Below are 25,952 nucleotides of genomic sequence, written 5' to 3'. Positions count from 1 at the left end.
AAACAAATGATGTTTTATTTTGTAATTAATATTTTTAGATGTTTCCCTGTATGGTGTAATGGTTTGCATACGCAAAGCCAATTTTGACAGCATCATAAATTACATTTTTTCGCTGCTTAAAGATTAATTAGCAAAACATATTTGTCTGATACTTCATGATTATAACATCCTAAAATGCCTTTGATAAGGTCATCTTACTGGAATTGTCTATTTGTGATACAGGACACAAAACCGCGAAAGCACTGAATATCTATCAATGGTTTCGATTGTTATCCGGTAGTTATACACACAAATATTTGACACCAAAGAAGAAATGGTAGGAATGTTTTTTATAACCAATCATAATTCCCGAAGAAATACAGATACATTAACTGTTTGGGCAACATAGATTCAGTGATAACACTAAACAAATATTTTAGAATTTAAATCTTAAAATCTGTGTGATATCACGGTATTTTTGTCAATCTATATATAGGTAGAGTAAATAATATTTTAGAAGGTGGCGTATCAGCTAAAAAAACCGCCACTAAATATAATAGGGCGGTCTGGTTAAGCAATCGGAGGGTAATTACAGATTACTCTGCTAATAACTGAAATTGTTGTAACGAAGTTTGCACTAAGTTTGGGATTGGGTAGAAGGGAAAGCGAGTTAAAACTTAAAAGTTGAGCTTCTGAGCATGAACTTTCAAGTTTCAACTCCCCAGTCCCAAGTCCCCAGTCCCTAGTTCCTTCCGTAAACACTAATTGGTTCTTTGATAAATCGGGTGTAAAGATGCTTAAACGTAGACTTAATGACGCGGGGCATACCAAAATCAATGGGCATTAACTTATCTGGTAGCCGCCAATCTTCTATTTTTAATAAGTCAGGATTTAAATGCGGAAATTCTATGTCAGCAAGTTCTGGACAAACTCCTAGCCTTTGAGAAGCTGCAACTGTAGGCACTTGTTCAGGAGAAACATTGAGGATTTCTATCATTGCCCGATCTAATGCAAATATATCTGATGCGGCTGCTAAAATACCCAGTTGGCGAGGTTCACCATTACTAGGGCCATTTCCTTCATGACCGATGATGCCATCTAATATGGTTAAGTTAGGGTTAATAGCCCTGGCAGTTTCTACTAACATTTCACCAAATCTATTCGCATCTTTCCCGGCTTCCATGTGCCACCAAGCTTTCATTTTGCCGGGGACACAACCAAACAAGTTTTTTACGCCCAGTGTTAATGTCAATTGAGCATGAGATTTTACTTTAGGTAGGTTAATCACTACATCTGCTTCCATTGCTTCTTTTGACAGACGTAGATGGTTAAAATTGTCGCTAATAGTTTGGTAACGCTGACCTTGAAAATCGATGATGGGAAGATTGAGTTCTTCTAAAATAGGCAGATAGCCATTGGCTATTGCTACGCCCTTGGCACTGCCAAAAGCAGGACTATCACCCAAAAATGGCTTACCGCCAACCTCAATTACCATCTGGGCAACTTCGTAAACTAGTTCGGCACGGGTGATACACTCTTTACCAGGACGTGAGCCTGTAAGTAGATTGGGTTTTAGTAAAACGCGATCGCCTTTTTTTACAAATGCTGCCATTCCTCCAAAAGGTTCCAGCAGTGTGACTAAAGATTCTCGTAAAGCCTCTCGCTCATAAGATGTAGCCCGGATGAGACTGACAGATGATTTTTGAGTCTGCATGGATAATAAATTACCAGTAATGAAGATATTCTTCTATCTTCCTATTTATACCAATTCTCTAAAATCTCGCGTACTAGTACAGCACGCCGTAAATAAGCCACACATTCTAAATCAACGAAACGCCTACGCTGTATTAATTTTTAATTTTTAATTCCGCTCTGCGGTACTAGCTTAACCTCTGCCGCAACCATAAAGCCAATAAAGGTAACGCTAGTTGATAACCCTGTTCAGCATTATAAATTAAACCTTTGTTCTGTAATCCAGTCAGCGAACCCTGAAGGCTACCACCTCTTGAAAGACCATGTTTTTGAATATATTCTTTACTTTGTGGTTTATCTGTAGGATCTAAAGCCAAAGATTCTAAAAGATGCACCTGATTTGCTGGCAATAACATGAGTAAAGATTCAAAAACTAAAGACAAGTCTTTGAGCAATCCTTCTATTGCCTGCTGTACTGCTGATTCACTAATTAACCCATCAGGAAAAGAAAAAGTTTGCAGGCGGCGAATTATTGCCATTGCGTCGCCAATGTGTCCTTGGACAGCATCTAAAAATAATTGCAGTGCTTGGGAGCGAGAATCAAATTTCATTCCTTGTTTATGCAATATCTCGCCCACAATGCTAAAACGTCATTAGCTAAAGGAGCTAACTGTATAGTTTCTAAAGGGTAGTTTGTCTCATCTGGATGATGGCTGATTTCAGCGATCGTTGCTACTAAAACGTAGCTGACATGACTTTGTACATTGATTTCTCGTCTGAATGTGGCTTCCCACAAACCATTATGATCCCAAGAGCGAATGTGCGGAAAACTCTGCAAAATCAGCACTACCCGCTTATTTAAAGCAATAGCCATAATTTGGAGCAAATTGAGCAAAATTTAAAATGCTTGCCATAACTGCTTTTGGTTCAGGGAACGCAATGACTTAAGTTTGCCTTCTGGATGGAAGACAAAAAACTCGGCATAATTAAAGAGAACGTTGATATTCCCGCTATTGGCTTTGGGATTTTAGGAGCAATTATTTTGCAAATTATCTTTGCTCATGTGCCGTTAATTAATGAAGTTTTTGAAACAGCACCATTAAACTTGCAACAGTGGTTATTTTGTTTAGCAGTTGGTTCACCAATGATTTTGTGGGCTACAGTAGTAAATCGTTTTGATCCGCCAAATTAAATACAGCCAAAAACGAACCGCAGAGAACGCAGAGAACGCAGACTCATGAGAGGTTTTTTGGCTCAGTTACTTATTTTTCTCTCTGTGTACTCTGCGCCTCTGTGGTAGCCTGCGGCAAGCCGCTGACGCTCCTTCGTCGCTACCGCTTCGCTAATGCGTCTACGTTAAAAAAAATTGACACTAATTGATCTGCTTTGATTCTCGACTCAGAGGTAAGATAGCACTCATCTGTTCTAGATTTAACACTGCGGCTAATTCTGCCTCATTCATCAATCCGCGTTCTAGAACAATCTGGCGTAGAGATTTACCAGTTTCTAAAGATTCTTTGGCGACAGCAGCAGCGTTTAAATAACCGATGTGGGTATTTAGTGCGGTTACTAAAGCTAAACTGCCTTCGGCATAAGCTAAACAACGTTCTTGGTTGGCAGTAATTCCCTCAATGCAACGTTCTGTAAGGACAGCGATGGTATTACCCAGAATTTCGATGCTGTGAATTAGGTTATAGGCAATAAGCGGCATCATCACATTTAATTCTAATTGTCCCGCTTGTGCGGCTAATGCGATCGCACTGTCGTAACCCATCACCTGAAAACACACCATTGATGTCATCTCTGCCATCACTGGGTTATACTTCCCTGGCATAATCGAAGAACCGGGTTGCACTGGGGGGAGTTGAATTTCTTTCAAACCAGTTTTTGGCCCCGAATCCATCAGCCGCAAATCGTGAGATATTTTGACTAAATCCTGCGCTAAGTTGCGTAAAGCACCGGAAACATTTACAAATGGGGCCATACTCTGCATGGCTGCCATGAGATGGGGCGCAGGTTCTAAAGGAGTATTAATCAATTCTGAAAGAATTTCCACTACACGGGCGCGATATAAAGGATGAGTATTTAAACCCGTTCCGGCTGCACTACCTCCCAAACCCAGCACCATCAAATCACCAGAGGCGGTGTAAATCCGGTTTTGATGTTCTGTAAGAATATGCGCCCAAGCCCGAAAATTCTCACCCAAGCGCACAGGTACTGCGTCTTGTAAGTGGGTTCTGCCAGATTTGACAATATCTTGAAATTCTACAGCTTTGTTTTCTAAGGATGCGATCGCACTATCTATTGCTGGGTGTAATGTCTTGGATAATGCCAATAATCCACCAATGCGAATTGCGGTAGGAATCACATCATTGGTAGACTGCCCATAATTAACGTGATCATTGGGACTAACGCGTTTATAATTGCCCTTTTCTTCACCCAGAATTTCTAAGGTGCGATTTGCGAGAACTTCGTTGATATTCATGTGGTGAGATGTTCCCGCACCCGCCTGATAAACATCCACGACAAATTGATCCCGGAACTTCCCAGCCAGGATTTCATCAGTTGCATGCACAATCGCCTGACTAATATCTTGGGGAATACAATTTAATTCTCCATTGACAATTGCTGTAGCTTTTTTAATGATTAATCCAGCATCTACGTAGGTAGCTAAAGGCTTGATGCCGCTAATAGGGAAGTTTTCGATAGCCCGAAGTGTTTGAATGCCGTAATAAACGCTACTAGCAATTTGGCGATCGCCCATCGAATCGCGTTCGATGCGAAAATCTATATTTTCAGTCATAGTATTGTTTGGATGATCTTTAAAGTACAGATCATGCCATGCAAATGATACTCAGGCGCTTTTTATCGGAAAAATGAGTCTAGAGCTACGCACTTCCAGGACGGCTTTTTATTCTATTTTTAATTAATCTTATACTCAGAATGGTACATAAAAAGGGAGAGGCAGCGTGTCACCTCTCCCTTTGAGTATTCAATGTATCTTTACTTAAAGGATAATGTCGCTTCCAGGATTTCCTAGCGCTACAAATAGTGCTGGCGCTCCTGCGATCTGAATTTCAAATTCAGCAGCAGCATCGAAATCGAGATTACCTCGAAGGATGCCTCCGCTATAACTGAGATTGCCGAGTCCTCCGCCACCGAAAGTGAAGGCTTGGTTGCCTGCTAAAAATGGGTTAGCGTCAATGGTAGATAAATCGATTTGATCGCCTAATCCAAAACCGTTGCCAACGAAACCACTGATGACATCGCGCAGTACACCAGGTTGACTGTCTGAAATCAAGTCGAAATCGAATACATCGTTACCCAATCCGCCGATAAGACTGTCAGTTCCGGCACCACCTCTGAGAATGTCGTTGCCCAACCCACCAAAGATAGTATCGTTACCACCTAACCCAGAGAGTATATTATTGGCACTGTTGCCGTTGATGACATTGTTCTTGGCGTTACCTGTGCCGTTAATTGCTGCTAACCCTGTCAAATTCAGGTTTTCTAAGTTAGTACTCAGGGTATAACTGACTGAGGCCTCTACCGTATCTATGCCGCCCAAAGCATCACCAAATACTTCGGATGCTACATCAAATGCGTTGTCTACGATGTAGGTGTCATTACCATCACCCCCATCCAGGTTGTCGATACCTGTACCCCCAAAAAGGAAATCATTGCCGCTACCGCCTCTGAGGGTGTCGCTGCCACTACCGCCTCTGAGTTCATCGTTGCCAACGCCTCCATTAAGTTGATCATTACCATCCAACCCGAAAAGTTTATCGTTACCACCCAACCCAGAGAGTATATTATTGCCACTGTTGCCGTTGATGACATTATCCTTTGCGTTCCCTGTGCCGTTAATTGCTGCTAACCCTGTCAAATTCAGGTTTTCTAAGTTAGTACTCAGGGTGTAACTGACTGAGGCCTCTACCGTATCTACGCCGCCCAAAGCATCACCAAATACTTCGGATGCTACATCAAGTGCGTTGTCTACGATGTAGGTGTCATTGCCATCGCCACCATCTAGGTTGTCGATACCTGTACCCCCAAAAAGGAAATCATTGCCGCTACCGCCTCTGAGTTCATCGTTGCCAGCGCCTCCATTGAGTTGATCATTACCATCCAAGCCGAAAAGTACATTGTTGGCACTGTTGCCGTTGATGACGTTGTTCTTGGCGTTCCCTGTGCCGTTAATCGCTGCTACCCCTGTCAAAGTTAAGTTTTCCAAGTTAGTACTCAGGGTGTAGCTGACTGAAGCCTGTACAGTGTCTATGCCGCCCAAAGCGTCACCAAATACTTCGGATGCTACATCAAGTATGTTGTCTACGATGTAGGTGTCATTGCCATCGCCACCATCCAGGTTATCGGCTCCTGTACCCCCATTGAGGACATCATTGCCATTACCGCCTCTGAGAGTGTCGTTGCCACTACCACCAAAAAGGTTATCGTTGCCTGCTCCGCCGTTAATAGTATCATTCCCATCCAACCCGGAGAGTACATTGTTGCCACTGTTGCCGATGATGACATTATTCCGAGCGTTCCCTGTGCCGTTGATTGCTGTTATCCCTGTTAAAGTCAGGTTCTCCAAGTTAGCACTCAGGGTATAGCTGACTGAAGCCTCTACTGTGTCTACACCACCCAAAGCATCACTAAATTGTTCGGCTGCTACATCAAGTACGTTGTCTACGATGTAGGTGTCATTGTTGTCACCCCCATCAAGGCTGTCAGCACCTGTACCCCCATTGAGTAAATCATTGCCATTACCGCCTCTGAGGGTGTCGTTGCCGCTACCGCCTCTAAGAGTGTCGTTGCCGCCTAAACCACTCAGGATATCGTTTCCACCGAAGCCGTCCAGGATATCGTTGCCTCCGGTTCCAATATGTATATCGTCAAAATTGGTACCTGCCATAATGAGCTTCTCCTTAAGTTAGAGGATGTTAGAAAATTATTAGAGAAATCGTTCAAGCTAGCCTTTACAAAGCTTCGTGTTTTTTCGCACTAAAGTTACCTATGTATAGCGTCTTGTAGACACCACTAATAGGCTTTTCACGATTTCTCGCATCATTGCGAGTTTTACAAATGTTTTATCTGTCTCAGGGATTTCCCTGAGCAGTATTTTGTCCAGTAAAAATACTGCTAGTATAATTACAAAACTTTTTTACGAAAACAATACGACGATCGCCGTAGTTAATTGTGAAGCAGTAACCATCTACCTATAAAAAGCCGTGAAAAGTTTGTCACAAAATGATTTGCAGACGATTCTGCTTTTTGTGCGATCGCTTTATGCACCTTGCAGTATTGATAAATTTCCCATACAAATACTGACAGCTTTACCAGAGTTAGTAGGTGCAGAAACATTTGCAATAGGCAGTTTCAAGATTCGGGGTACACCCTTCTTACCTCGGTTCTACGCGTTTCCCGATCCTGAAGTAGGCATGGCTGCGGAATCATTCACATCTCAACGTCAAAAATTTTTTACTCATCCAGTTGCAAAACGTTATGTCAAAACACTGGATGGACAAGCACTAGCAATTTCAGATTTTTTTAGTGAGTCAGAGTTCCAACGCAGAGAAGCTTTTTATGCTTTTTTTCAGTCCCTTGGGTTGAAGGATCAGATGGCGATTCACTTTGAGCTTCCTTCCATAGGGAATGCCGATCAGTTTCATCAAGGACAAGACCACTTAGTTTTAACAATCAACCGCGATCGCCGGAACTTCACTGAGCGCGATCGCTTGATTCTGAATTTAATTCGTCCGCAGTTAGAGCAGGCATATCAGAACATTGCCGCGTTTACTCAAGTACAAGAACAACTTAGCCAGCTAAATCAGGCAACTGAACAAGTAGGTTTAATTGCTCTATTTCTTGACGGCAAAGTGGAGTGGATAAGCCAAAAAGCTGGAGAATTGCTACATAAATATTGTCCACTATCAAAGCTGCCAAACTTGCTACCTGAAATCCTTCAAAGATGGATAAATCATCAAATATCTTTACTAAAACAGTCAACTGAGATTCCTTCTCCTATGAGTCCACTTTACCTGGAATACAATGGAACTCAGCTGACGGTGAGACTGAATTATCATGCAGCACTTGAACGGGTTTACCTGCTATTGGAAGAAATTCAGCCTCATGTGTTTTCAGTTAAATACTTAGAAATGCTGGGGTTAACCAAACGGGAAGCTGAGGTGCTATTTTGGGTAGCGAGAGATCGGAGTACCCATGAGATTTCCAAGCAGTTGGGAATGAGCGATCGTACAGTTAAGAAACATTTGGAAAATATTTACAAAAAATTTGATGTTCAAAGCCGTCTTGGTGGGGTCATGTACGCATTACAGAAATTGGGTATTATCAATCTTTAAATGCCGATTCAAGTGTAGTTTTTTGTGTCGTAATATTTGAGAAATATGGTATTTTAGTGTATCCGCCTCAGCAACAAGCAATCATATTTAAAAAATGAACAAGATATATTACCAGTACCCGATTTAGTCAGTGATTTACATTTGACATTAGGGTGATTATTTGCTTGGTTAAAATTATTAGATAATTCCTCAACCCAAATCATGACTTTACCTAACTGGATTACCTTCTCTCGCCTATTGGGGATACCATTTCTGCTTTACGGTTTATATAATCCCACACCTCAAGCTCAGTGGATATGTTTGGCGATCTTTCTCGTTGCTGCATTGACTGATTGGTTAGACGGCTATTTGGCGCGGAAACTCAACCAAATTAGCGAATTGGGCAAATTTCTCGATCCCTTAGTGGATAAACTTCTGGTACTTGCGCCGTTGTTGGTTTTTATTGAATTAGGAAAAGTGCCCGCTTGGGGAGTGTTTTTGATTTTAGCGCGAGAATTAGCGATCGCTGGTTGGCGGGTGAATCAAACGACGATTACCGGGGCGAATATTTGGGGTAAACTCAAAACTGTTAGTCAAATAGTTGCGATCGCACTTTTGATTGCGCCTTTGAGTGAAGTGTGGCGAACTCCCTCTTTACTTGCCTTTTGGATTTCTGTTGCCCTAACTTTAATCTCTGGGGGTATTTACCTGATACCGCAAAATCCAGCGAAGGAAAATCCACGGTTAGATACAAAGCGAACATAAAATAAAACCACTGTGGCGATCGCTTTCAAAAATGATTTCAATAAAATTTGATCGGAGTTCTAAGGTATAGTCTTTATTCTTAACCCCTTGTACAGACGCGATGAATCGCGTCTCTCCTCACCCCTAAATATTTTCATGCCAGCCAAAATTTTACCACCGCCCCTAAAACCCGGAGACTTACTACGAGTAATTGCCCCTAGTGGTGCTTTGCGAGAATTTGAGGCATTTGAACGGGGTTTAGAAATTTGGCGATCGCGTGGTTATCGAGTAGAAACCAGTCCTCAGATAGATGAAAAATGGGGTTATCTGGCAGGAACGGACGAAACCCGCCGTCAGCAATTAGCAGCAGCGTGGCAAGATCCTGATTGTCGCGGTATTCTCTGTTCTAGAGGTGGTTTTGGCAGCACCCGCATTTTAGAAGATTGGAGTTGGCAACAAAATTCAGCCCTTCCCAAGTGGTTGATTGGCTTTTCTGATATCACAGCTTTATTGTGGAGCCTTTATATAGCAGGAATTTCCGGCGTTCATGCTCCTGTGCTGACAACTTTGGCAGATGAGCCAGATTGGTCACTTGAGCGATTATTCGATTCGGTAGAAGGTCGTCCTCTCGCACCTCTAAAAGGTTGCGGGTGGGGTGGCGGCGTGGTGACTGGTACTTTGCTAGCAGGTAATCTCACGGTGGCTACTAACCTTTTAGCTACACCAATCCTGCCACATTTGGATGGTGTAATACTGGCGTTAGAAGATGTCACAGAAGCACCTTATCGCATCGATAGAATGCTGACACAATGGCGTTTGAGCGGTGCTTTGTCTCAAGTCTGCGGTATAGCTTTAGGCGGTTTTACTCGCTGTGAAGCGCCGCCAACTATATCTAGCTTTAGTGTAGAAGAAGTATTGCGCGATCGCTTGGGCGATTTAGGTATTCCGATTGTCTCTGACTTACCTTTTGGTCACGATAGTCCCAATGCAGCTTTACCAGTGGGTGTAGAGGTAACTTTAAATGGGGATGCGGGAATATTAGCGATGCCTACGGCGGCAAGCTACGCGCCATAAGTTTTTTGCAAATATTCCATCATCTAGATTAGTCTCAAAGGTTAATCTATTTCTGTATTACAACTAAATAATCTCGATCCAAATAAAAGTTCTTTCCATTTGGACTGGACTCTTTAATTACTTTAAATTGCGCCTTTTCTATTAACCACTTAATTGCTTCTGGTGAAGTGGGTTGATACAATACTTCGTCATTATCGTATGCAGCAAACCTTGCCCAACCATTTGGTGTAGTTATATTAGTGGTATGAATAAAAGCTTTTCCACCTGACTTGAGAGTTTTATAAATACCGTTTAAGTATTTCCAAATTGTTTGCAAATCTAAATGTACAAATACATCGAATGAATATACAAAATCAAATTTTTCGTTAAATTCAGGTTCAAATTGAGAATTTTTTATTAAATGAAACTCTATTTGAGGATATTCCATAAGCGCTGCTTCAGCATTATCTAGCATTTCTTGTGCTATGTCGAAACAGTATAATTTTTTGACGTTTTTAACCACTTTTGCCGCAATTCTACCACCACCAACACCTATTTCTGCAACTGTACTGTCTTGAGAAATAAATGGTGTAATATACTCACTAACAATATTAACTGCATCTTCTACTGTCGCCCATTCATCACCTAAATAATTGACGTAATTATCTCTTTCATCATCTGTAATTTTTTGATTACCTAGAATAACTTGAGATTTATCCCATGTTTTGGCGTAATTGTTCCAGAATTCTTTATTAATTTCAATGTTGGATGGCTGCATTGGTAAATCCCGTTAGTCGTAGCGGTAATATCTAAATTGAACAAGATTAGTACTATATCAGCTTTTCAGAATTTTTTTTCTCAGAATTTCTTTAAACCACTCTTCAGTGCGATCGCCCATAGCTTCTAAAGAGTATAGAGTTTCTGCTTGCTGGCGACAAGTTTGGCGGTCAATATTATCCAAATGCTTAATAGCTTCTACTAAACCTTGAACACTATCAGGTTCTACTAAAAAACCAGTTTTTCCTTCCTGGACAATTTCTGTTAAACCACCGCGACGATAAGCAATTAAAGGTACTCCACAAGCAAGCGCTTCTATTGCTACATTTCCAAATGCTTCTATCCAACGAGGAGTTACTAAAAGTGCTTGACATTTACCTAGCTCCTTTTGTAGCTCAAGCGTTGGTAAAAATCCTACATATTCTATAGCAGCATTAGGGTATTCTTGACAAATTTTTTCCCAATAAGCTACATCCTGTTTTAACCCGAATATTTTCAATTTAATGCCAGTCATTTCTGCTGCTGCTACCGCATCTTCTAGCCCTTTCTCAGGAGCTATCCTACCTACCCATGCCAAGCTCTGAGTTGGTTCCTGGCAAAATTGATAAATAGATAAATCCATGCCATTTAACAGACAAATACACCGCTCTGCAAACGTAAAAGTAGCTGCCTGTGTTTGGCTATGAACACCAATACTAGCAGGAAAATTGATTGCTACTTGTTCAATAATCTCATCCATTACATCCGTCAAAGAACCCATACTGATCAGATGTGCGATCGGACAATTAAAAAATGGCGTTAAATAGAGTGGCAACCAATCATAAGCAAAATTAACAATCAAATCATAATCACTTTGGACTTGACGAGCATAATCCCACATATTCGCTAAAACAGAATTTTTATGCAGCAAAATTGGATCGCTACGACTCTGATTTTGCGCTGGTATCTGTATTAGTTCACCGGGAATTTCTCTAATCGGTAATGAATTGCTGATAGACCCTTGTGGTGCAACAATTTCTAATTTATATCCTCGCCGCAGCATTTCTGTAGCAATATTAGATAGGGTCAACTCTACTCCGCCTCCCAATCCTGAACCTAGTGGGCCCATTGGAGTAGACATAAATAATAATTTATGGTACATTTCCATCGTTAATCTATTTTCATAAACATCATTTTTTCACCTAAATAATTTGTTTGGCGGGTTTCGCTATGGCTACACCCAAAAAATATGTAATTAAATTCAACTCTGCTTACGATAGCAGCGAGTTGTAATTAGGTAAGGGTGAAAAACCTCTAAAAATTGACAAACTTTGTAGATGGTGTTTGAAGTCAAATGAATTTTCTAAAAAGCTACTTAATAAAGAAGGCGCAGTAGAGTTTACCATAAAATTTATATCGCAATGAAATCAACGTATTCTATTATACAATAGATATATAACGTTTTGACTTATTAATACTTGTAAATATCCATAAAAAATGTAGTATATTTGAGCAATCGTTTCTAAAAAATAGGGATTTTCATGAAGATTGCCTTAGTTGCTGGAGGCTATATTCCTGCACCTCCCTTATCAAGTTCTATTTTGACTCTTATCCAAGAGTATAAATATTTTTTAGATAAGCTTGGGCATCAAGTAGAGATTTTTAATAATAAAGATGTCAATGGAGTTATAGATAAAATCAATAATGAAAATTATGATTTTGTACATTTACACGCCTATGAATTTGCTAGCAAGTTCAATAAAAACCTGAAACAAAAATACTGTTTTAGTTGTCATAATGGCTATTTTCTTAAACAAGATAAATGGGAAGAAGATTTTAAAGAAGGATTTAAACATTGCCTAAATTCACCTGGAATAATTGCCCTTTCTAATCCAACAAAAAATATTTTTATTCAAGCAGGCTATTCTGGATATATATCAGTGCAAATAAACGGTATTGATACTCAAAAATTGAATTTTAAAGAACAAGGAAATAATAAAGCTATTTGCTTGGGTTGGATTCAACCGAGAAAGCAGCAGAGATTGCTAGCAGAAATGATTGATGGTAAGTTAGGATTAGATTTTGTTGGGCCTTTAGATGACCCTAATTTTAAAGAAGGAACCACGACGAAACATTTAGGTATTTGGAGTTTAAAACAAGTTTATAATAATCTCACCGATTATAGTTGTTTAGTTTTAATTAGTAATGGAGAAATTGCACCGCTTGTAGTATTAGAAGCAATGGCGGCAGGTTTATGCGTCGTTGTTTCAGAATCTGCTAGCGCTAACTTACACTCCAAAGAGTTTATTAAAGTTTTGCCAGATGATATATTAACTAATGCTACCGTTGAAAATAAAAAAATTGTTTGTGACACAATTATTGATTTGATTGAGAAAAATAAATCTTTTCGCCAAGAAATTGTAGAATATGTCAGGAATAACTTTGATTTTAGTCACATTATCAAAAATTATATTCAGATAATTGACGATTTTAGCAAGTTTGATTATTAGTAAGCCATCAATAAGTAACTGTGTATGCTTAATAGTACATCACAGCAATAGGCGTGGGTTAACAGCGAATTTTGCAGTAAAAATTAGGATATTTAAGGAAAAATGAATCATGAATAAAGAAACGATAGAATTTATTGACAGAACATTGTTAGCAGATGGAGATTATGTTTCAGTTGGGTTTGAAATTATCAAGCCAGATAAATGCTTTACAAACATGATTGTAGAAGATCCTAGTGTTTCTGATTGGCCTTACTTAAGAGGCGAAATTCCTCATAAATGGTATGTAGATCAAAGAGAAACGTATGTAGGATTTCTCTGCCGAGATGAAGCTCATATTCTTTATAATACCGCCTTAAAATTTAGAGGTAAAAAAGCTTTAGAAATTGGCTGTTGGTATGGTTGGTCTGCTTGTCACTTAGCTTTAGCAGGAGTAGAATTAGATGTAATTGATCCCCTGCTAGAAAAAGAAGATATGTATGCAAGCGTTACTAATTCTTTGCAGTCTGCGGGTGTTCTTGACAAAGTTAATTTAATGAGCGGTTATAGTCCTCAAAAAGTAGAGGAATTAGCAGAAAAATCACAGCGTAAGTGGTCGTTATTTTTCATTGATGGTTCTCATGAAGCTCCATGTCCGCTCAATGATGCAATGATCTGCGAACAATTTGCAGAGGCAGATGCTTTAATTTTATTTCACGATTTGAATGCTCCTGATGTTGCCCAAGGCTTGGATTACTTAAAGCAAAATGGGTGGAACACAATGATTTATCAAACTATGCAAATCATGGGGGTTGCTTGGCGCGGAAATATTGAGCCAGTGCAACATCAACCAGATCCAGATATTAATTGGAGTTTACCAGAGCATTTAAAAAACTATTATGTAAGTGAATTATCAACAGATTCAGTAAATGAATTTCTGGAAATTATTACTGCTATCCGTCCCTACACTTTATTGGGTGAAGCACGTTTATTTTCACTCTACTCTCTGGCAAAGAAAATTTGTCTAGAAGATATTCCTGGGAACTTTGTTGAATGTGGAAGTTATAAGGGCGGAGCAGCAGCACTTTTAGCATCCGTAATTAAGCAATACAGTTTGCGCCCACGTCTACTTTATGCCTGTGATACTTTTGAAGGAATGCCCGAACCGACGGAAATAGATATATCTAATGGAATACCTGCAAATGAAACTGGGTTTGGAGTTGGCACTTTAAAAGCTCCAATTGAAGAAAATATACAAGCGATTTGTAAATTGTTAAAAGTCCAAGATATTGTTGTACCTGTTAAGGGTTTGTTTGCTAATACATTGCCTCGATATAAATCAGAGATAGGCAATATTGCTTTTATGCACGCTGATGGAGACTGGTATGAATCAACAATGGATATCTTCAATACACTTTATGATAGCGTTGTTATTAATGGAATGATTCAGGTGGATGACTATGGCTATTGGGATGGTTGCCAAAAAGCCTTACACGACTTTGAGCGTTTGAAAGGAGAGAAATTTAACCTGCATCGAATTGACTACACTGCGGTGTGGTTTAAGAAGGGTTAAATAATATTTAACAGCCCAATACTCTTAGAAGGATGTCACTTAATTTTTGAGTTATGTATTGGTCTGTTAAATATCTCCCTAATTTTATTCAATTTGGATAAATCCGAGCAAATTGATAGATACTCAACACATAAAAAAATAGATTAAAGTATATAAATATTTGCAACCAGACTTTTTAGTCTCATTATTACCAGTTTATGAATTCATCTATTAAGTCTTAACTCATTGTTTATGCTTAATGATTTTATATTTTACTTTTTACTCTTTAGATAATGTAATTGCTTAACTACTTGGCATGAACTTTACTATTTTTAAATCCAAAATTCAAGAATCCTTCCGCCAGATGACCAATTCTGCCTGGCGGCTTTCGCTGGTAGGAATTATTCTGAGTATATTTTTAATGTTTTTATATGGTTGTCAGGGGACATTACAGAATAATAATAGAGTAATTAATCTGAGCTTATGGCAATCAATAAATCCTCCTGCTAATCGGGATGTGTTTAACAAGCTAGTAAATAAATTTAATCAAACTCATACTGATATCCAAGTAAAATCTATCTTCATAGGTCAACCCCAATTGCCAAAAATATTAACAGCAGTTGTGGGCAATACACCTCCAGATATTTTGTCATTCGATCCTCAATTGACAGGTCAGTTTATGGAACTAGGGGCAATTCGACCTTTAGAAGAATGGCTAGACAAATTGCCATTGAAGTCGGAAATTAGCCCCAACCTATTGGAGGAATTAAAATTAGACGGTCATCTTTGGTCAATTCCACTTTACACGAGCAATCTAGGGATTTTTTACCGACCTAAACTTTTTCAAGCTGCCGGAATTACGCAAATTCCTAAAACTTGGGAAGAGTTAAGGGAAGTCGCCAAGAAATTAACCATAGACCGGAATGGTGATAATAAACCTGAACAGTACGGGATGTTGCTGCCTTTAGGAAAGGGAGAATGGACTGTCTTTAGTTGGTTTCCTTTTTTATTGAGTGCTGGCGGCGAGGTAGTGACAAAGAACCGTCCCAATTTAACGAATCAGGCAGCTATTAGTGCCTTGCAATTCTGGCAAAACCTCATGAAAGATGGATCAGTAATGCTTTCGCCTCCAGAACGTGGTTATGAAGAGGATGCTTTTATCACGGGTCGGGTTGCGATGCAAATCACAGGGCCTTGGACTTACATCATGAAGTCTAATGTTGATTATCAAGTGTTCCCTATACCCAGAAGTATTGAACCTGCTACGGTGACAGCAACGGGAATATTGTATCTAATGAAGACCACGCCAGCAAGAGAGAAAGCAGCACTCAAATTTTTGGAGTATGTTTTGAGTGAAGACTTTCAAAAAGAATGGAGTGTCGGAACGGGTTTTTTACCAGTTAATATCAAAACTGGTCAAAGTGAAGCTTTTAAGGAATTTATTAGCAAAAAACCAGTCTTAAAAGTGTTTATGGAGCAGATATCTGTATCACTTCCTCGACCAATTATTGCTGGATATAGTCGTCTTTCTGACAGTCTTGGTCGAGCGATTGAGGCGACATTACTAGGTGAGTCTGCCGAAAAAGCACTCAAGGCAGCACAAGAACGTTTAGAACTTGTTTGGGATGACAAATGAAAATCCTGAAAAAACTCTAGTTTAGCGATGTGGATTTCTTTTTAATGTACACAAACCAATTGCTGGTATGGCTCCCAGTATGACTGCCGTAAGCCCTTGTCCACTCCAATACAATATAATATTACGGCTTGCCTCTGGAATCAGATTTTGCACCAGAAAAAGCAACCAAACCAAAATAGTAATTAATAAGAAAGAAATTGAGGGTAGAAAATTCCACCACCAAATACCTGCTGTGTATCGTCTCAGTACCAGCCATTGGCAAAGCCCCAGCCAAACACCAGAAATTATATATGCGATCGCAGATAAAAATCCGAAAATAAAAGTTTCTTCAGGCGATGATAAGGCAAGGGTTGAAATGTAGTTAATCCAGGCTGTAGAAACGCCGTTAGCAATCAGCCAACCAACGCTAGTCGCAAATAGCCATTGCAAACCCGGTAAATATCGATAAAGGACAAGGCTCTGGTCAGCAGCAAAAATCACAGCAAATACAACATTACTGAGGCTTCTGACCAAAATACTTAATGTTTGTGGTTGGATAGCAACATTAGGTGAAAAACTTTGGAGAATAATTTTCTCTAAGGCGATACTGGCAACGCCACCCACAACCCATCCGATGAGGGTCATTAAGGTAAACTGAATAAAGAACATCTGTCGCTGCAATCGCGGAATCAAAAACTTTCCTGGATTAGGCTCGTTATTAGCAGATGCAACACCATCGGGACTGTTAGAGTCAGTTTGCATAGGAAATTAAGGGAGTAGAGAGTGGAGACAACACAAAAGAGTGACGAAATTCTTTTATATTCCACTTTCTTTGTTAATTCTTGTTTTATCCCATTTCCGACCCGATTTCCCTTTGGTGTAAAGGGACTAGGGCTTTTGCTGACAACTTGCTAATAAAGCGTAATCCCTGAATGATAAGCTAAACAGTGGCATAAAAATTGTGACTTAGGATGAAGTAATAAATGGGTGTTTCTTCAACAACTCCTCATCTCTTACGCGCTGCTCGTGGTGAAGTAGTAGATCGTCCCCCTGTATGGATGATGCGACAAGCAGGACGATATATGAAAGCATATCGAGACTTAAGAGATAAGTATCCTTCGTTTCGCGATCGCTCGGAAATTCCAGATGTAGCAATTGAAGTTTCTTTGCAACCGTGGAAAGCCTTCCAACCAGATGGAGTAATTTTATTTTCTGATATTGTCACCCCATTACCTGGTTTGGGTATTGACATGGACATCGCCGAAGGTAAAGGGCCAATCATTCACTCACCCCTCCGCACTCAAGAGCAAATTGATGCTCTGCATCCCTTAGAACCAGAAGCAGCTCTACCATTTATCAAGACAATCTTACAATCGTTGCGCTCTGAAGTCGGAGATAAATCAACGGTGTTAGGTTTTGTGGGTGCGCCGTGGACGTTAGCAGCTTATGCGGTGGAAGGAAAAGGTTCTAAAACCTATTCCATCATCAAAAACATGGCATTCTCAGACCCGACGATCTTGCATCAACTGTTATCTAAGTTAGCAGATGCGATCGCCATTTATGCCCGTTACCAAATTGACTGTGGCGCTCAAGTTGTGCAAATGTTTGATTCTTGGGCGGGTCAATTGAGTCCTCAAGATTATGACACCTTTGCTCTCCCTTATCAGCAGCGAGTTTTCCAGCAAGTCAAGCAAACCCACCCCGATACACCATTGATTTTGCTAGTTAGTGGTAGTGCGGGTGTGTTGGAAAGAATGGGGCAATCTGGCGCTGATATTGTCAGTGTAGACTGGGCAGTGGATATGGCAGACGCACGGGCAAGATTGGGCAAGCAAGTTAAAGTTCAAGGAAATCTTGACCCAGGCGTGCTATTCGGCTCTAAACAGTTTATCCGCGATCGCATTCTTGATACCGTTCGCAAAGCTGGCAATTGGGGTCATATTCTCAATCTCGGTCATGGTGTCTTACCAGAAACTCCCGAAGAAAATGTCGCTTTCTTCTTTGAAACCGCAAAGGAATTGAATCTTGCAGGAGTTAAAAGTTAGAGTTATGAGTTATGAGTTATGAGTTATGAGTTAGGAGTTATGAGTTATGAAGTTATCAGTTGTGAGGTACAGAGCTATTTTTGTATTCTTAACTCCTCACTCCTAACTTTATTAATAACTCCTGATTCGGAACTTTTAACTTAATTCTTAACTCTTAACTCCTAACTCCTAACTTATTAAAATCTTAGTATGAGCCAGAAACGGATTTTAGTGACTGGTGCAAGTGGTTGTGTAGGTCATTATTTAACAGAAGCCTTAATTAAGGAAACAGATCACGAACTGTATCTGCTAGTCAGGAACCCAAATAAACTGCAAGTTGATATTAAGGCGCGTTCGGGTATCAACATTTTGCAAGGTGATATGCAAAATATTCGCCAGTTTGCCGATTTGCTATCCACAATTGATACAGCAGTACTCACAGCCACAGCTTGGGGTGGTGATAATACATTTGATATTAATGTCGTCAAGACTATAGAGTTGCTGGAACTGCTAGATCCAGAACGTTGCCAGCAGGTAATTTATTTTTCGACAGCTAGCGTTTTAGATAGCCACAATCAACCATTAAAAGAAGCTGGGGAAATTGGGACAGATTACATCCGTTCCAAATATGACTGCTTACATAAAAAAGAAAAATTAGCGATCGCACCCAAAATTACCACAGTTTTTCCGACTGTAGTATTGGGCGGTGATACCAATAAACCCTATTCTGCTGTCACATCTGGCATTCCAGAGGTGACAAAATATATTAATATAATTCGCTTTTTAGAAGCAGATGGCAGTTTTCACTTTATCCACGGACGAGATATTGCTACTGTAGTGCAATATTTAATTGATCATCCTGCCGAAAACGATCAACCACGTCGGCTTGTTTTGGGTCAAGCACCGTTAACTGCTAATCAAGCAGTAGAAGAAGTTTGTGCTTATCTGGGCAAAAAGATTTACTTTCGCATTCCTATATCTATAGCATTGGCTAATTTGATTATTGTTCTATTCCGCATTCAGATGGCTGCTTGGGATAGATTTTGCATGAACTATCGGCATTTTACTTATGAAAAATTCATCAACCCCAATAGTTTTGGTTTGCCAAATTATTGTGCAACCATGAGCGATGTTTTAAAAATTAGTGGCGTTGAACGTGCTGATTGAGAAAATATCTATTATTTGCTAATGATAACGGTCATTTGTAGAGACGGCGATAAATCGCGTCTCTTACCTTAACCGAACCATATTAGCCTAAGTCCGACTGATATGAATTTAGTTTGTAGCCTAGTCGTAGTTAGAGAAACCAGAAATCTCGTGATTCCTGTTTCAAGATGCTTTTCTTTTTGCCGATTAGCTGCAAGAATTCTAGCCGCTAGCCGCCGATTAAAGGGAAAAATATCGGTGCTAAGATAAAACAACTTTAATAAAAAGTCAATAGCTCTTTATTTTCGTTAGAGTGGGATAACAATCAAAGTGTGAGGATTGATACTACATGCGAATCTTGTTAGTGTATCCAATATTTCCTAAAACTTTTTGGTCTTATGAAAAAATCTTAGAGTTAGTCGACCGCAAAGTTTTATTACCACCTCTGGGTTTAGTCACAGTAGCGGCGATTCTGCCCCAAGAGTGGGAATTCAAGCTGGTCGATCGCAACATCCGCAAAGCAACAGAAGAAGAGTGGGCATGGGCAGATATAGTAATTCTCTCTGCGATGATTGTCCAGAAGCAAGATTTACTTGAGCAAATCCAGGAAGCCAAAAAACGTGGCAAGTTAGTCGCAGTTGGTGGCCCCTACCCCACCTCTGTACCTCACGAAGTTGAAAATGTTGGCGCAGATTTTCTGATTCTGGATGAAGGGGAAATCACTCTGCCCATGTTTATTGAGGCAGTTCAACGGGGAGATACATCTGGCACTTTCCGCGCCACAGAAAAACCTGATGTCACAAGTACACCAATACCCCGCTTTGATTTATTGGAATTGAATGCTTATGACATGATGTCGGTGCAGTTTTCGCGCGGGTGTCCCTTCCAGTGCGAATTTTGTGACATTATTGTTCTCTACGGACGCAAACCACGTACCAAAACTCCGGCACAATTGTTAGCAGAGTTAGATTGCCTCTATGAATTGGGTTGGCGACGGGGTGTGTTCATGGTGGATGACAACTTTATTGGCAACAAACGAAATGTAAAATTGTTGCTGAAAGAGTTAAAAGTCTGGATGGCAGAACACAAATATCCCTTCCGATTTGACACTGAAGCTTCAATTGACTTAGCCCAAGACGCAGAAATGTTGGAGTTAATGGTTGAGTCTGGTTTCTCGGCGGTGTTTTTGGGAATCGAAACGCCGGATGAGGATAGTTTGCAAATGACCAAGAAGTTTCAAAATACTCGCAGTTCTCTAACTGAGGCAGTGGAAACCATCATCAAAGCGGGATTGCGCCCAATGGCTGGGTTTATTATCGGCTTTGATGGCGAAAAAGCAGGCGCAGGCGATCGCATTGTCCGCTTTGCTGAACAAGCAGCTATTCCCTCTACTACCTTTGCAATGTTGCAAGCGTTACCTAATACAGCGCTTTGGCATCGTCTGAAAAAGGAAGGGCGGCTGCGGGAAAATCAAGATGGCAACATCAACCAGACAACATTGATGAACTTCTTGCCCACCCGTCCGTTAGAAGAACTTGCTAGAGAATATGTTGAAGCGTTTTGTACTTTATACGACCCAGTAAATTACTTGGATCGCACCTATCGCTGTTTCTTAATGATGGGTTTGCCGAGTTGGAAAGCGCCAGCAAAAATGCCAGAGTGGATAGTTGTCAAAGCGTTGTTGATTGTAATTTGGCGACAAGGAATCAAACGGGAAACCCGTTGGAAGTTCTGGCACCATTTGTTTAGCATTCTCAAGCGTAACCCTGGAGTGATTGAGCATTACATCTCTGCTTGCGCCCACAACGAGCATTTTCTAGAATATCGCCAAATTGTGCGCGATCAAATTGAAAGTCAGCTAGCTGAATATCTCGCACAAGGTGCAGAAACGCCTTATGTACTAGTGAAGGAAAAAGCAGAGGAAAAAGCTGAAGCGGTAGTTAGTTAAACACGGTAACAGATAAGCCAATCGCAAGTGATTGATCGCATCTTCACCCGTACACTTGTACGGGTGAATTTACGTTTATAGCTAGTGGCATTTATGAATGAAAATAGTTATTGTAGAGGCCAGTTTTCCTCCTGCCTTCTTCATATTTTATCTACCGCGATCGCGTTCTAAATCATCAATCACTCTTTGCAAATACCATTCGTCTGACATTCCAGGATGATAATCCTGTTTTTGCTGAATCAATCTTTCGGCAATTTCCCAATATCCCCCAACCATGCCCAAAAGTCGCTGATGTAGCATGTTATACTTTTGCTTTTTTGACTGGGGACTAAATTTTTGGATTTTTTCTAGGCTACTTAAAACTTGTTGATAATTTCCCCAGTCTTCTTGTTCACAAAAAATACTCGCCGCCCGTTGATAATCTTCCACGGCGTTTTGAATTTCTTCTAAACAAGTAAAGGCAATGCCACGATTGTAGTAAGCTTGAGCATCATCAGGATTTATTTGCAGCGCTTGGGTGTAATCTTGAATTGCACCCAGATAGTTGCCCGTTGTGCGATAGGCATTACCTCTGGCAATATAAACTAGAGGATCTTGTGGTTGCATCTGGAGTGCTTGATTAAGATCCGCGATCGCACCTTGATGATCTCCCAATATAGAACGGGCTTTGCCTCGGTTGCGATAAACAATGGCATCTTGAAAATTGAGTCGCAATGCTTGATTAAAATCTGCGATCGCTTCTCGATAATTTCCCATCTTACAACGCACAACCCCACGACAGCAGTAAGCTTGGGCATCTTGTGAATCGGCTTTCAATACCCAGTTTAAATCGGCCAGTGCCTCTTGAGTATCTCCTTTTTCAGCCTTTTCTAATAATTGCGTGAAATAATCATTGGTGGATAAAATCGGCGCATTTGCGGAATGCGATTGTTGTACAACAGGTAATTCTTGGGGTTGTAGCTGTTTAATTCGTTCTAGACACAGACGACAGTTTTCTTTATCTTGTTGTTCTAGATATAATTGTGCAGCTTTTTTAAAATTAGCGATCGCATCTTGAATATAACCCTGTTTGCGCCGCACCATTCCGCGCAGATTATAAGCCGCAGCATAATTGAGATTGAGACGAATAGCACGTTCAACATCTTCCAGCGCCCCCGCTAAGTTTTTCAGCGCCACCCTAGCCAATGCACGACAATAATACGCCTCTACACTCTCAGGATTAAGTTTCAGAGCTTCAGTATAATCTGAAACAGCCTTAAGGATTACTCCTGAGTCATAATATGCTAAACCCCTTTGCAAGTAAGCTTCGGTAAAGTAAGGTGTCAGTTGTAAAGCATGGCTAAATTCCTCGATTGCTCCGGCGTAGTCTTTTCGCCTAGCCTTTTCCAATCCTCTATTGTAAAATTCGTCATTCATAGCATTTGTTTGGTTGATTCAGTTAGTTGAATTCCAGCAAGCTTGCTTCGTAGCCTAACCTATCCACTCACTCTTAATATTCTAAGTATTCAGCGTGGCTTTGGTTCATTTCGGATTTGCAGTGAATTAAAACGAACACACACGGTAAATTTTATTGGCGGGATCACCAATTAAATATTGTAACCTCCAGCTTTTGGAATTAGGTTTAGTAAAAATATCGGCTAAGAATTTGATTAGTCTAATAACAATTTATATTAAAGAAAATTATAATTCTCACAACAGATAGCTCATTTATGGCGTTTCCTAGTCTAGTGAGATATACCCAAATCTTGTTTACCAAGTTTAGTAGCTTTGAAAACGTACCTCACTAGGTCGGGAATCGCTATATCTTTTTACAATAGCAACACAAAATTAAGCAATCTGCTGAGTTTAACTAGTAATTGCAGATTCTCTTTAAAAAATAAGTATAAATACAAAAATTTGCAGTTTTATTAATTGAAATTTAAGTTCTAGTTTGATAGCTCCAGAAATCAATTTCACCCCGATTATTTATAATCATAAATAAAAAAGCTGGGGAACTGACTAAATGCAATTCCCCATATCTTGTAGATTGTAAAATATTTACAGTTAACTAGAATTATTCTGAAAGTAAGCTAGGAGAAGTTAGTACAAAAACATCCCAACTTCCTTGAGCTTCAGTTTGTGGCTTTATGGGATTGGCAAAGTGGAAAAATTCGTGGTCATTGACTAATAAAAGTTCCCCTGGATTTAGAACTTTACTAAACACAGGTTTTTGTCTTTTGGCAGTATATAAATGTGTTTCTCCACCTTGAATATTATCTCTATGCACTGAAAAGATCCCAATAAAATCAGTACCATCTTGATGGATACCTTCAGGTGCTGGATTACTAAAATTATCTGGTGAACAACTAATTCTAATTTGATGAACTCCAATTTCAGCTTCAGGGTGAAGTTTACAAGAATCACTAAATGCCAAGACAATATTTTTAAAAGTATCAAGTTCTATTAGTGCATCATCTAATTCTGCAAACTCTCTTTTTATATCGCCTACTAATGGATTATGCTCTTTACTTTGAAAAAAGTAGCCATGAGGTAATTTGACTAACTCATTTCCAGAAGCTGTGAACCGAGATAATCTTCTGGAACGATATTTGCCTTTGATGTAAGGATCAATAGGCATATTACTAAAAAATTGCTTGAAATCTTCTAAATTGATTGAATTTACTTTTCTTAGAGTAAACAGAAAAGCATATTCTAATTCCGTTGCTGTCCCCAATTTTTGCATAGGATTTACCTCCTTGCACATTGAAAATCTCCCGGATTTTTGATGGGAGCTTTATAATACTTAGTATATGCTACTTTTTATTACTATGTTGTCAATTTGACTACAAAAGTTGACAATCTATGATATGTAAAGTTGCTTGATTTCTGTCGCATAGTGAAGTCGCTGCTGAAAATATTTGCTGTTGAGAGTTCGCTGGGTAAGGAATCGACGTATATTTACTAGCAGCAACAAGGTTTTATAATAATGGATTGGCTTTATCGTTACCCACCTTTGTATCCGGGTATTTTACTCAAGCGTTACAAGCGGTTTTTTGCTGACGTTCAACTTACTTCTGGCGAAATAGTGACAGCACACTGTCCTAATACAGGGCCAATGACTGGTGTATCAACTCCCGAAAGTGCTGTACAGCTTTCCAAAAGTGATAATCTTAACCGCAAATTGGCTTACACTTTAGAACTAATTCAAGTACATGACAATGAGCCAACTTGGGTAGGCATAAATACTTTTTTGCCCAATCGGGTGGTAAAGCTAGCTTTGGCAAAATATCTTTTCCCAGAATTGGGTGAGTATAGCCAAATCAAGGGCGAGGTAGTTTATGGACTAGATAAAAAAAGTCGAGTGGATTTCTTCTTGACGGGGAGTGATGAGGAACGCTCGATTTATTTAGAAGTGAAAAATACAACTTTGTCTGAGGGGAGACTAGCTTTATTTCCCGACACAGAAACTACAAGAGGACAAAAGCACTTGCGAGAACTAATGGCGTTACTACCTCTAACTCGTGCGGTGATGCTTTACTTCATTAATCGCGGTGATTGTACAGAGTTTTCCCCTGGCGATCGCACAGATCCTGTCTATGGTAAATTATTGCGTGATGCGATCGCTCTTGGTTTAGAAGTCCTACCTTGCCGTTTTGATATTTCTCCCGAAGGTATCCGTTATTTGGGTTTAGCAAAACTAAAAATTTAATTACACTTAATTAAACAATAAATCCATCTAGATACTATCTAGATGGATTTGTTGGTAGTTGGTGTTTACTAAAAAACATTCAACCAGATTTTAATAAAGAAACGACTACAGGTAGTCGCCACCCCAGAAATAGCATTCGCTATTCTGAAGTTTGCTTATGCAGGAATCAAAACTGTGTCAATTACGTGGATGACACCGTTATCAGCAGCAACATCTGCTGCTGCAACTGTTGCATCATTGATTTTTACGCCATTAGAAGCGTCAATTTTTACTTCTGAACCTTCAACTGTTTTAGCTGTCTTCAGTTTAGCTACATCAGCAGCCAGTACCTTTCCTGAGACTACATGATAGGTCAAGATTTTCTTCAGCTTAGGAATATCTTGAAGTAGTGCGTCTACTGTACCTGCTGGAAGCTTGTTAAACGCTTCATCAGTGGGTGCAAATACGGTGAATGGGCCATTGCCATTCAGTGTATCTACCAGACCAGCCGCTTGGATTGCTGCAACTAGAGTATTGAAAGAACCGTTATTAGTAGCAGTGTCAATTATGTTGGCCATGTGCTTTACCTAGTTCTGTGTAACTTGTTACAAATCTAAACTATTAGCTTAATAAAATCTATCTATCATTAGACGTATGCCGAATAAAAATTTTTATTGATAGCATAAATAATTGTCTATACTTTTATACAAATAGAGAATTGTATATATTATCTGAGCGGATGAGTTACAAGTACTTTAGGATGTGTAGTTAACCAACACAGGGATGGCTACTTTTTTATACAGAGGCAGGAGCGATCACTTTTCACTAGTGCTAGTACAGCACTAGTACACCAGCTAATTTACCAACTAATTTAACCTGAGTTCGGGATAAGAAATCCTCAAAAGCCTTGAATTATCATTGTTCGGTCTAAAGCTCTGTTTTCATCTAT

General features: G+C 39.8%; 19 protein-coding genes and 2 pseudogenes. 11 read left to right on the top strand and 10 right to left on the bottom strand.

Annotated features, from left to right (window positions below):
* Positions 1–721 precede the first annotated feature (721 nt).
* Entirely contained in the window at positions 722–1,693 is a 972-nt protein-coding gene (locus GNF10_RS09510; RefSeq protein ID WP_185583291.1) for a DUF362 domain-containing protein, read from the bottom strand.
* A gap of 166 nt (positions 1,694–1,859) precedes the next feature.
* Positions 1,860–2,650: pseudogene (locus tag GNF10_RS09505) on the bottom strand (ATP-binding protein); the annotation flags it as partial.
* A gap of 6 nt (positions 2,651–2,656) precedes the next feature.
* On the opposite strand from GNF10_RS09505, the pseudogene GNF10_RS09500 reads away from it, so the two are divergent.
* A pseudogene (locus tag GNF10_RS09500) lies at positions 2,657–2,863 on the top strand (cation transporting ATPase C-terminal domain-containing protein); the annotation flags it as partial.
* A 180-nt stretch (positions 2,864–3,043) separates the two neighbouring features.
* On the opposite strand, the gene GNF10_RS09495 reads toward GNF10_RS09500, so the two are convergent.
* Both GNF10_RS09495 and GNF10_RS09490 read right to left on the bottom strand, forming a co-directional pair.
* Positions 3,044–4,474 carry an aspartate ammonia-lyase gene (locus tag GNF10_RS09495; RefSeq protein ID WP_185583293.1) on the bottom strand — a complete coding sequence of 477 codons (1,431 nt, stop codon included), beginning with the start codon at positions 4,472–4,474 and terminating at the stop codon, positions 3,044–3,046.
* Positions 4,475–4,678: 204 nt separating this feature from the next.
* A complete protein-coding gene (locus tag GNF10_RS09490) occupies positions 4,679–6,586 on the bottom strand; it encodes a calcium-binding protein (protein ID WP_185583295.1) in 1,908 nt (635 codons plus the stop codon).
* Positions 6,587–6,902: 316 nt separating this feature from the next.
* Here GNF10_RS09490 and GNF10_RS09485 point away from each other — a divergent pair, with 316 nt between their 5' ends.
* The 3 genes from GNF10_RS09485 (at position 6,903) to GNF10_RS09475 (ending at position 9,830) form a co-directional block, all read left to right on the top strand.
* Positions 6,903–8,033, top strand: coding sequence for a response regulator transcription factor (locus GNF10_RS09485; RefSeq protein ID WP_185592038.1), 1,131 nt, complete (start codon positions 6,903–6,905; stop codon positions 8,031–8,033).
* A 201-nt stretch (positions 8,034–8,234) separates the two neighbouring features.
* Positions 8,235–8,777 (top strand): CDP-diacylglycerol--glycerol-3-phosphate 3-phosphatidyltransferase, encoded by a 543-nt coding sequence (gene pgsA, locus GNF10_RS09480; protein WP_185583299.1) that lies wholly within the window; start codon positions 8,235–8,237, stop codon positions 8,775–8,777.
* Positions 8,778–8,912: 135 nt separating this feature from the next.
* On the top strand, positions 8,913–9,830 hold the full coding sequence (locus tag GNF10_RS09475) for an LD-carboxypeptidase (RefSeq protein ID WP_185583301.1): 918 nt from the start codon (positions 8,913–8,915) through the stop codon (positions 9,828–9,830).
* 46 nt (positions 9,831–9,876) lie between these two features.
* On the opposite strand, the gene GNF10_RS09470 is transcribed toward GNF10_RS09475, so the two are convergent.
* Both GNF10_RS09470 and GNF10_RS09465 read right to left on the bottom strand, forming a co-directional pair.
* Complete coding sequence (locus GNF10_RS09470; protein WP_185583303.1) at positions 9,877–10,587, bottom strand: class I SAM-dependent methyltransferase; 711 nt, start codon at positions 10,585–10,587, stop codon at positions 9,877–9,879.
* Between the two features lie 57 nt (positions 10,588–10,644).
* A complete protein-coding gene (locus GNF10_RS09465) occupies positions 10,645–11,706 on the bottom strand; it encodes a glycosyltransferase family 4 protein (protein WP_311774143.1) in 1,062 nt (353 codons plus the stop codon).
* Positions 11,707–12,106: 400 nt separating this feature from the next.
* Between GNF10_RS09465 and GNF10_RS09460 the strand changes: the two genes are divergently transcribed.
* The 3 genes from GNF10_RS09460 (at position 12,107) to GNF10_RS09450 (ending at position 16,239) form a co-directional block, all read left to right on the top strand.
* Positions 12,107–13,075 (top strand): glycosyltransferase, encoded by a 969-nt coding sequence (locus GNF10_RS09460; protein WP_185592040.1) that lies wholly within the window; start codon positions 12,107–12,109, stop codon positions 13,073–13,075.
* 109 nt (positions 13,076–13,184) lie between these two features.
* Positions 13,185–14,624 (top strand): TylF/MycF/NovP-related O-methyltransferase, encoded by a 1,440-nt coding sequence (locus GNF10_RS09455; protein WP_185582070.1) that lies wholly within the window; start codon positions 13,185–13,187, stop codon positions 14,622–14,624.
* A gap of 295 nt (positions 14,625–14,919) precedes the next feature.
* Positions 14,920–16,239 (top strand): ABC transporter substrate-binding protein, encoded by a 1,320-nt coding sequence (locus GNF10_RS09450; RefSeq protein WP_185585585.1) that lies wholly within the window; start codon positions 14,920–14,922, stop codon positions 16,237–16,239.
* A gap of 21 nt (positions 16,240–16,260) precedes the next feature.
* Here the strand turns inward: GNF10_RS09450 and GNF10_RS09445 are convergent, their stop codons facing one another.
* Positions 16,261–16,980 (bottom strand): hypothetical protein, encoded by a 720-nt coding sequence (locus GNF10_RS09445; RefSeq protein WP_185585584.1) that lies wholly within the window; start codon positions 16,978–16,980, stop codon positions 16,261–16,263.
* A 221-nt stretch (positions 16,981–17,201) separates the two neighbouring features.
* On the opposite strand from GNF10_RS09445, the gene hemE reads away from it, so the two are divergent.
* From hemE to GNF10_RS09430, 3 genes are all read left to right on the top strand, one after another.
* Positions 17,202–18,263: a uroporphyrinogen decarboxylase gene (gene hemE, locus GNF10_RS09440; protein WP_185585583.1), complete on the top strand. Its 1,062-nt coding sequence runs from the start codon at positions 17,202–17,204 to the stop codon at positions 18,261–18,263.
* Positions 18,264–18,452: 189 nt separating this feature from the next.
* Positions 18,453–19,409, top strand: coding sequence for an NAD(P)-dependent oxidoreductase (locus tag GNF10_RS09435; RefSeq protein WP_185585582.1), 957 nt, complete (start codon positions 18,453–18,455; stop codon positions 19,407–19,409).
* A gap of 328 nt (positions 19,410–19,737) precedes the next feature.
* The gene (locus tag GNF10_RS09430) at positions 19,738–21,336 is read left to right on the top strand and encodes a B12-binding domain-containing radical SAM protein (protein WP_185585581.1); all 1,599 of its coding nucleotides are present in this window, start codon (positions 19,738–19,740) and stop codon (positions 21,334–21,336) included.
* A 147-nt stretch (positions 21,337–21,483) separates the two neighbouring features.
* Here GNF10_RS09430 and GNF10_RS09425 read toward each other — a convergent pair whose 3' ends face one another.
* Together GNF10_RS09425 and GNF10_RS09420 are read right to left on the bottom strand one after the other, a co-directional pair.
* Complete coding sequence (locus GNF10_RS09425) at positions 21,484–22,752, bottom strand: tetratricopeptide repeat protein (RefSeq protein ID WP_185585580.1); 1,269 nt, start codon at positions 22,750–22,752, stop codon at positions 21,484–21,486.
* A 637-nt stretch (positions 22,753–23,389) separates the two neighbouring features.
* Positions 23,390–24,058 (bottom strand): 2OG-Fe dioxygenase family protein, encoded by a 669-nt coding sequence (locus tag GNF10_RS09420; RefSeq protein ID WP_185582015.1) that lies wholly within the window; start codon positions 24,056–24,058, stop codon positions 23,390–23,392.
* 240 nt (positions 24,059–24,298) lie between these two features.
* Here GNF10_RS09420 and sfsA point away from each other — a divergent pair, with 240 nt between their 5' ends.
* Positions 24,299–25,024 (top strand): DNA/RNA nuclease SfsA, encoded by a 726-nt coding sequence (gene sfsA / locus GNF10_RS09415; protein ID WP_185582016.1) that lies wholly within the window; start codon positions 24,299–24,301, stop codon positions 25,022–25,024.
* 155 nt (positions 25,025–25,179) lie between these two features.
* On the opposite strand, the gene GNF10_RS09410 is transcribed toward sfsA, so the two are convergent.
* Positions 25,180–25,581 (bottom strand): fasciclin domain-containing protein, encoded by a 402-nt coding sequence (locus GNF10_RS09410; protein WP_012409083.1) that lies wholly within the window; start codon positions 25,579–25,581, stop codon positions 25,180–25,182.
* Positions 25,582–25,952 lie beyond the last annotated feature (371 nt).

The sequence above is a fragment of the Nostoc sp. UCD121 genome (assembly GCF_014222285.1).
Taxonomy (GTDB): Bacteria; Cyanobacteriota; Cyanobacteriia; order Cyanobacteriales; family Nostocaceae; genus Nostoc.
Note: the sequence above shows the minus strand (reverse complement) of the source record. Positions and strands in the feature narration are given on the sequence as shown.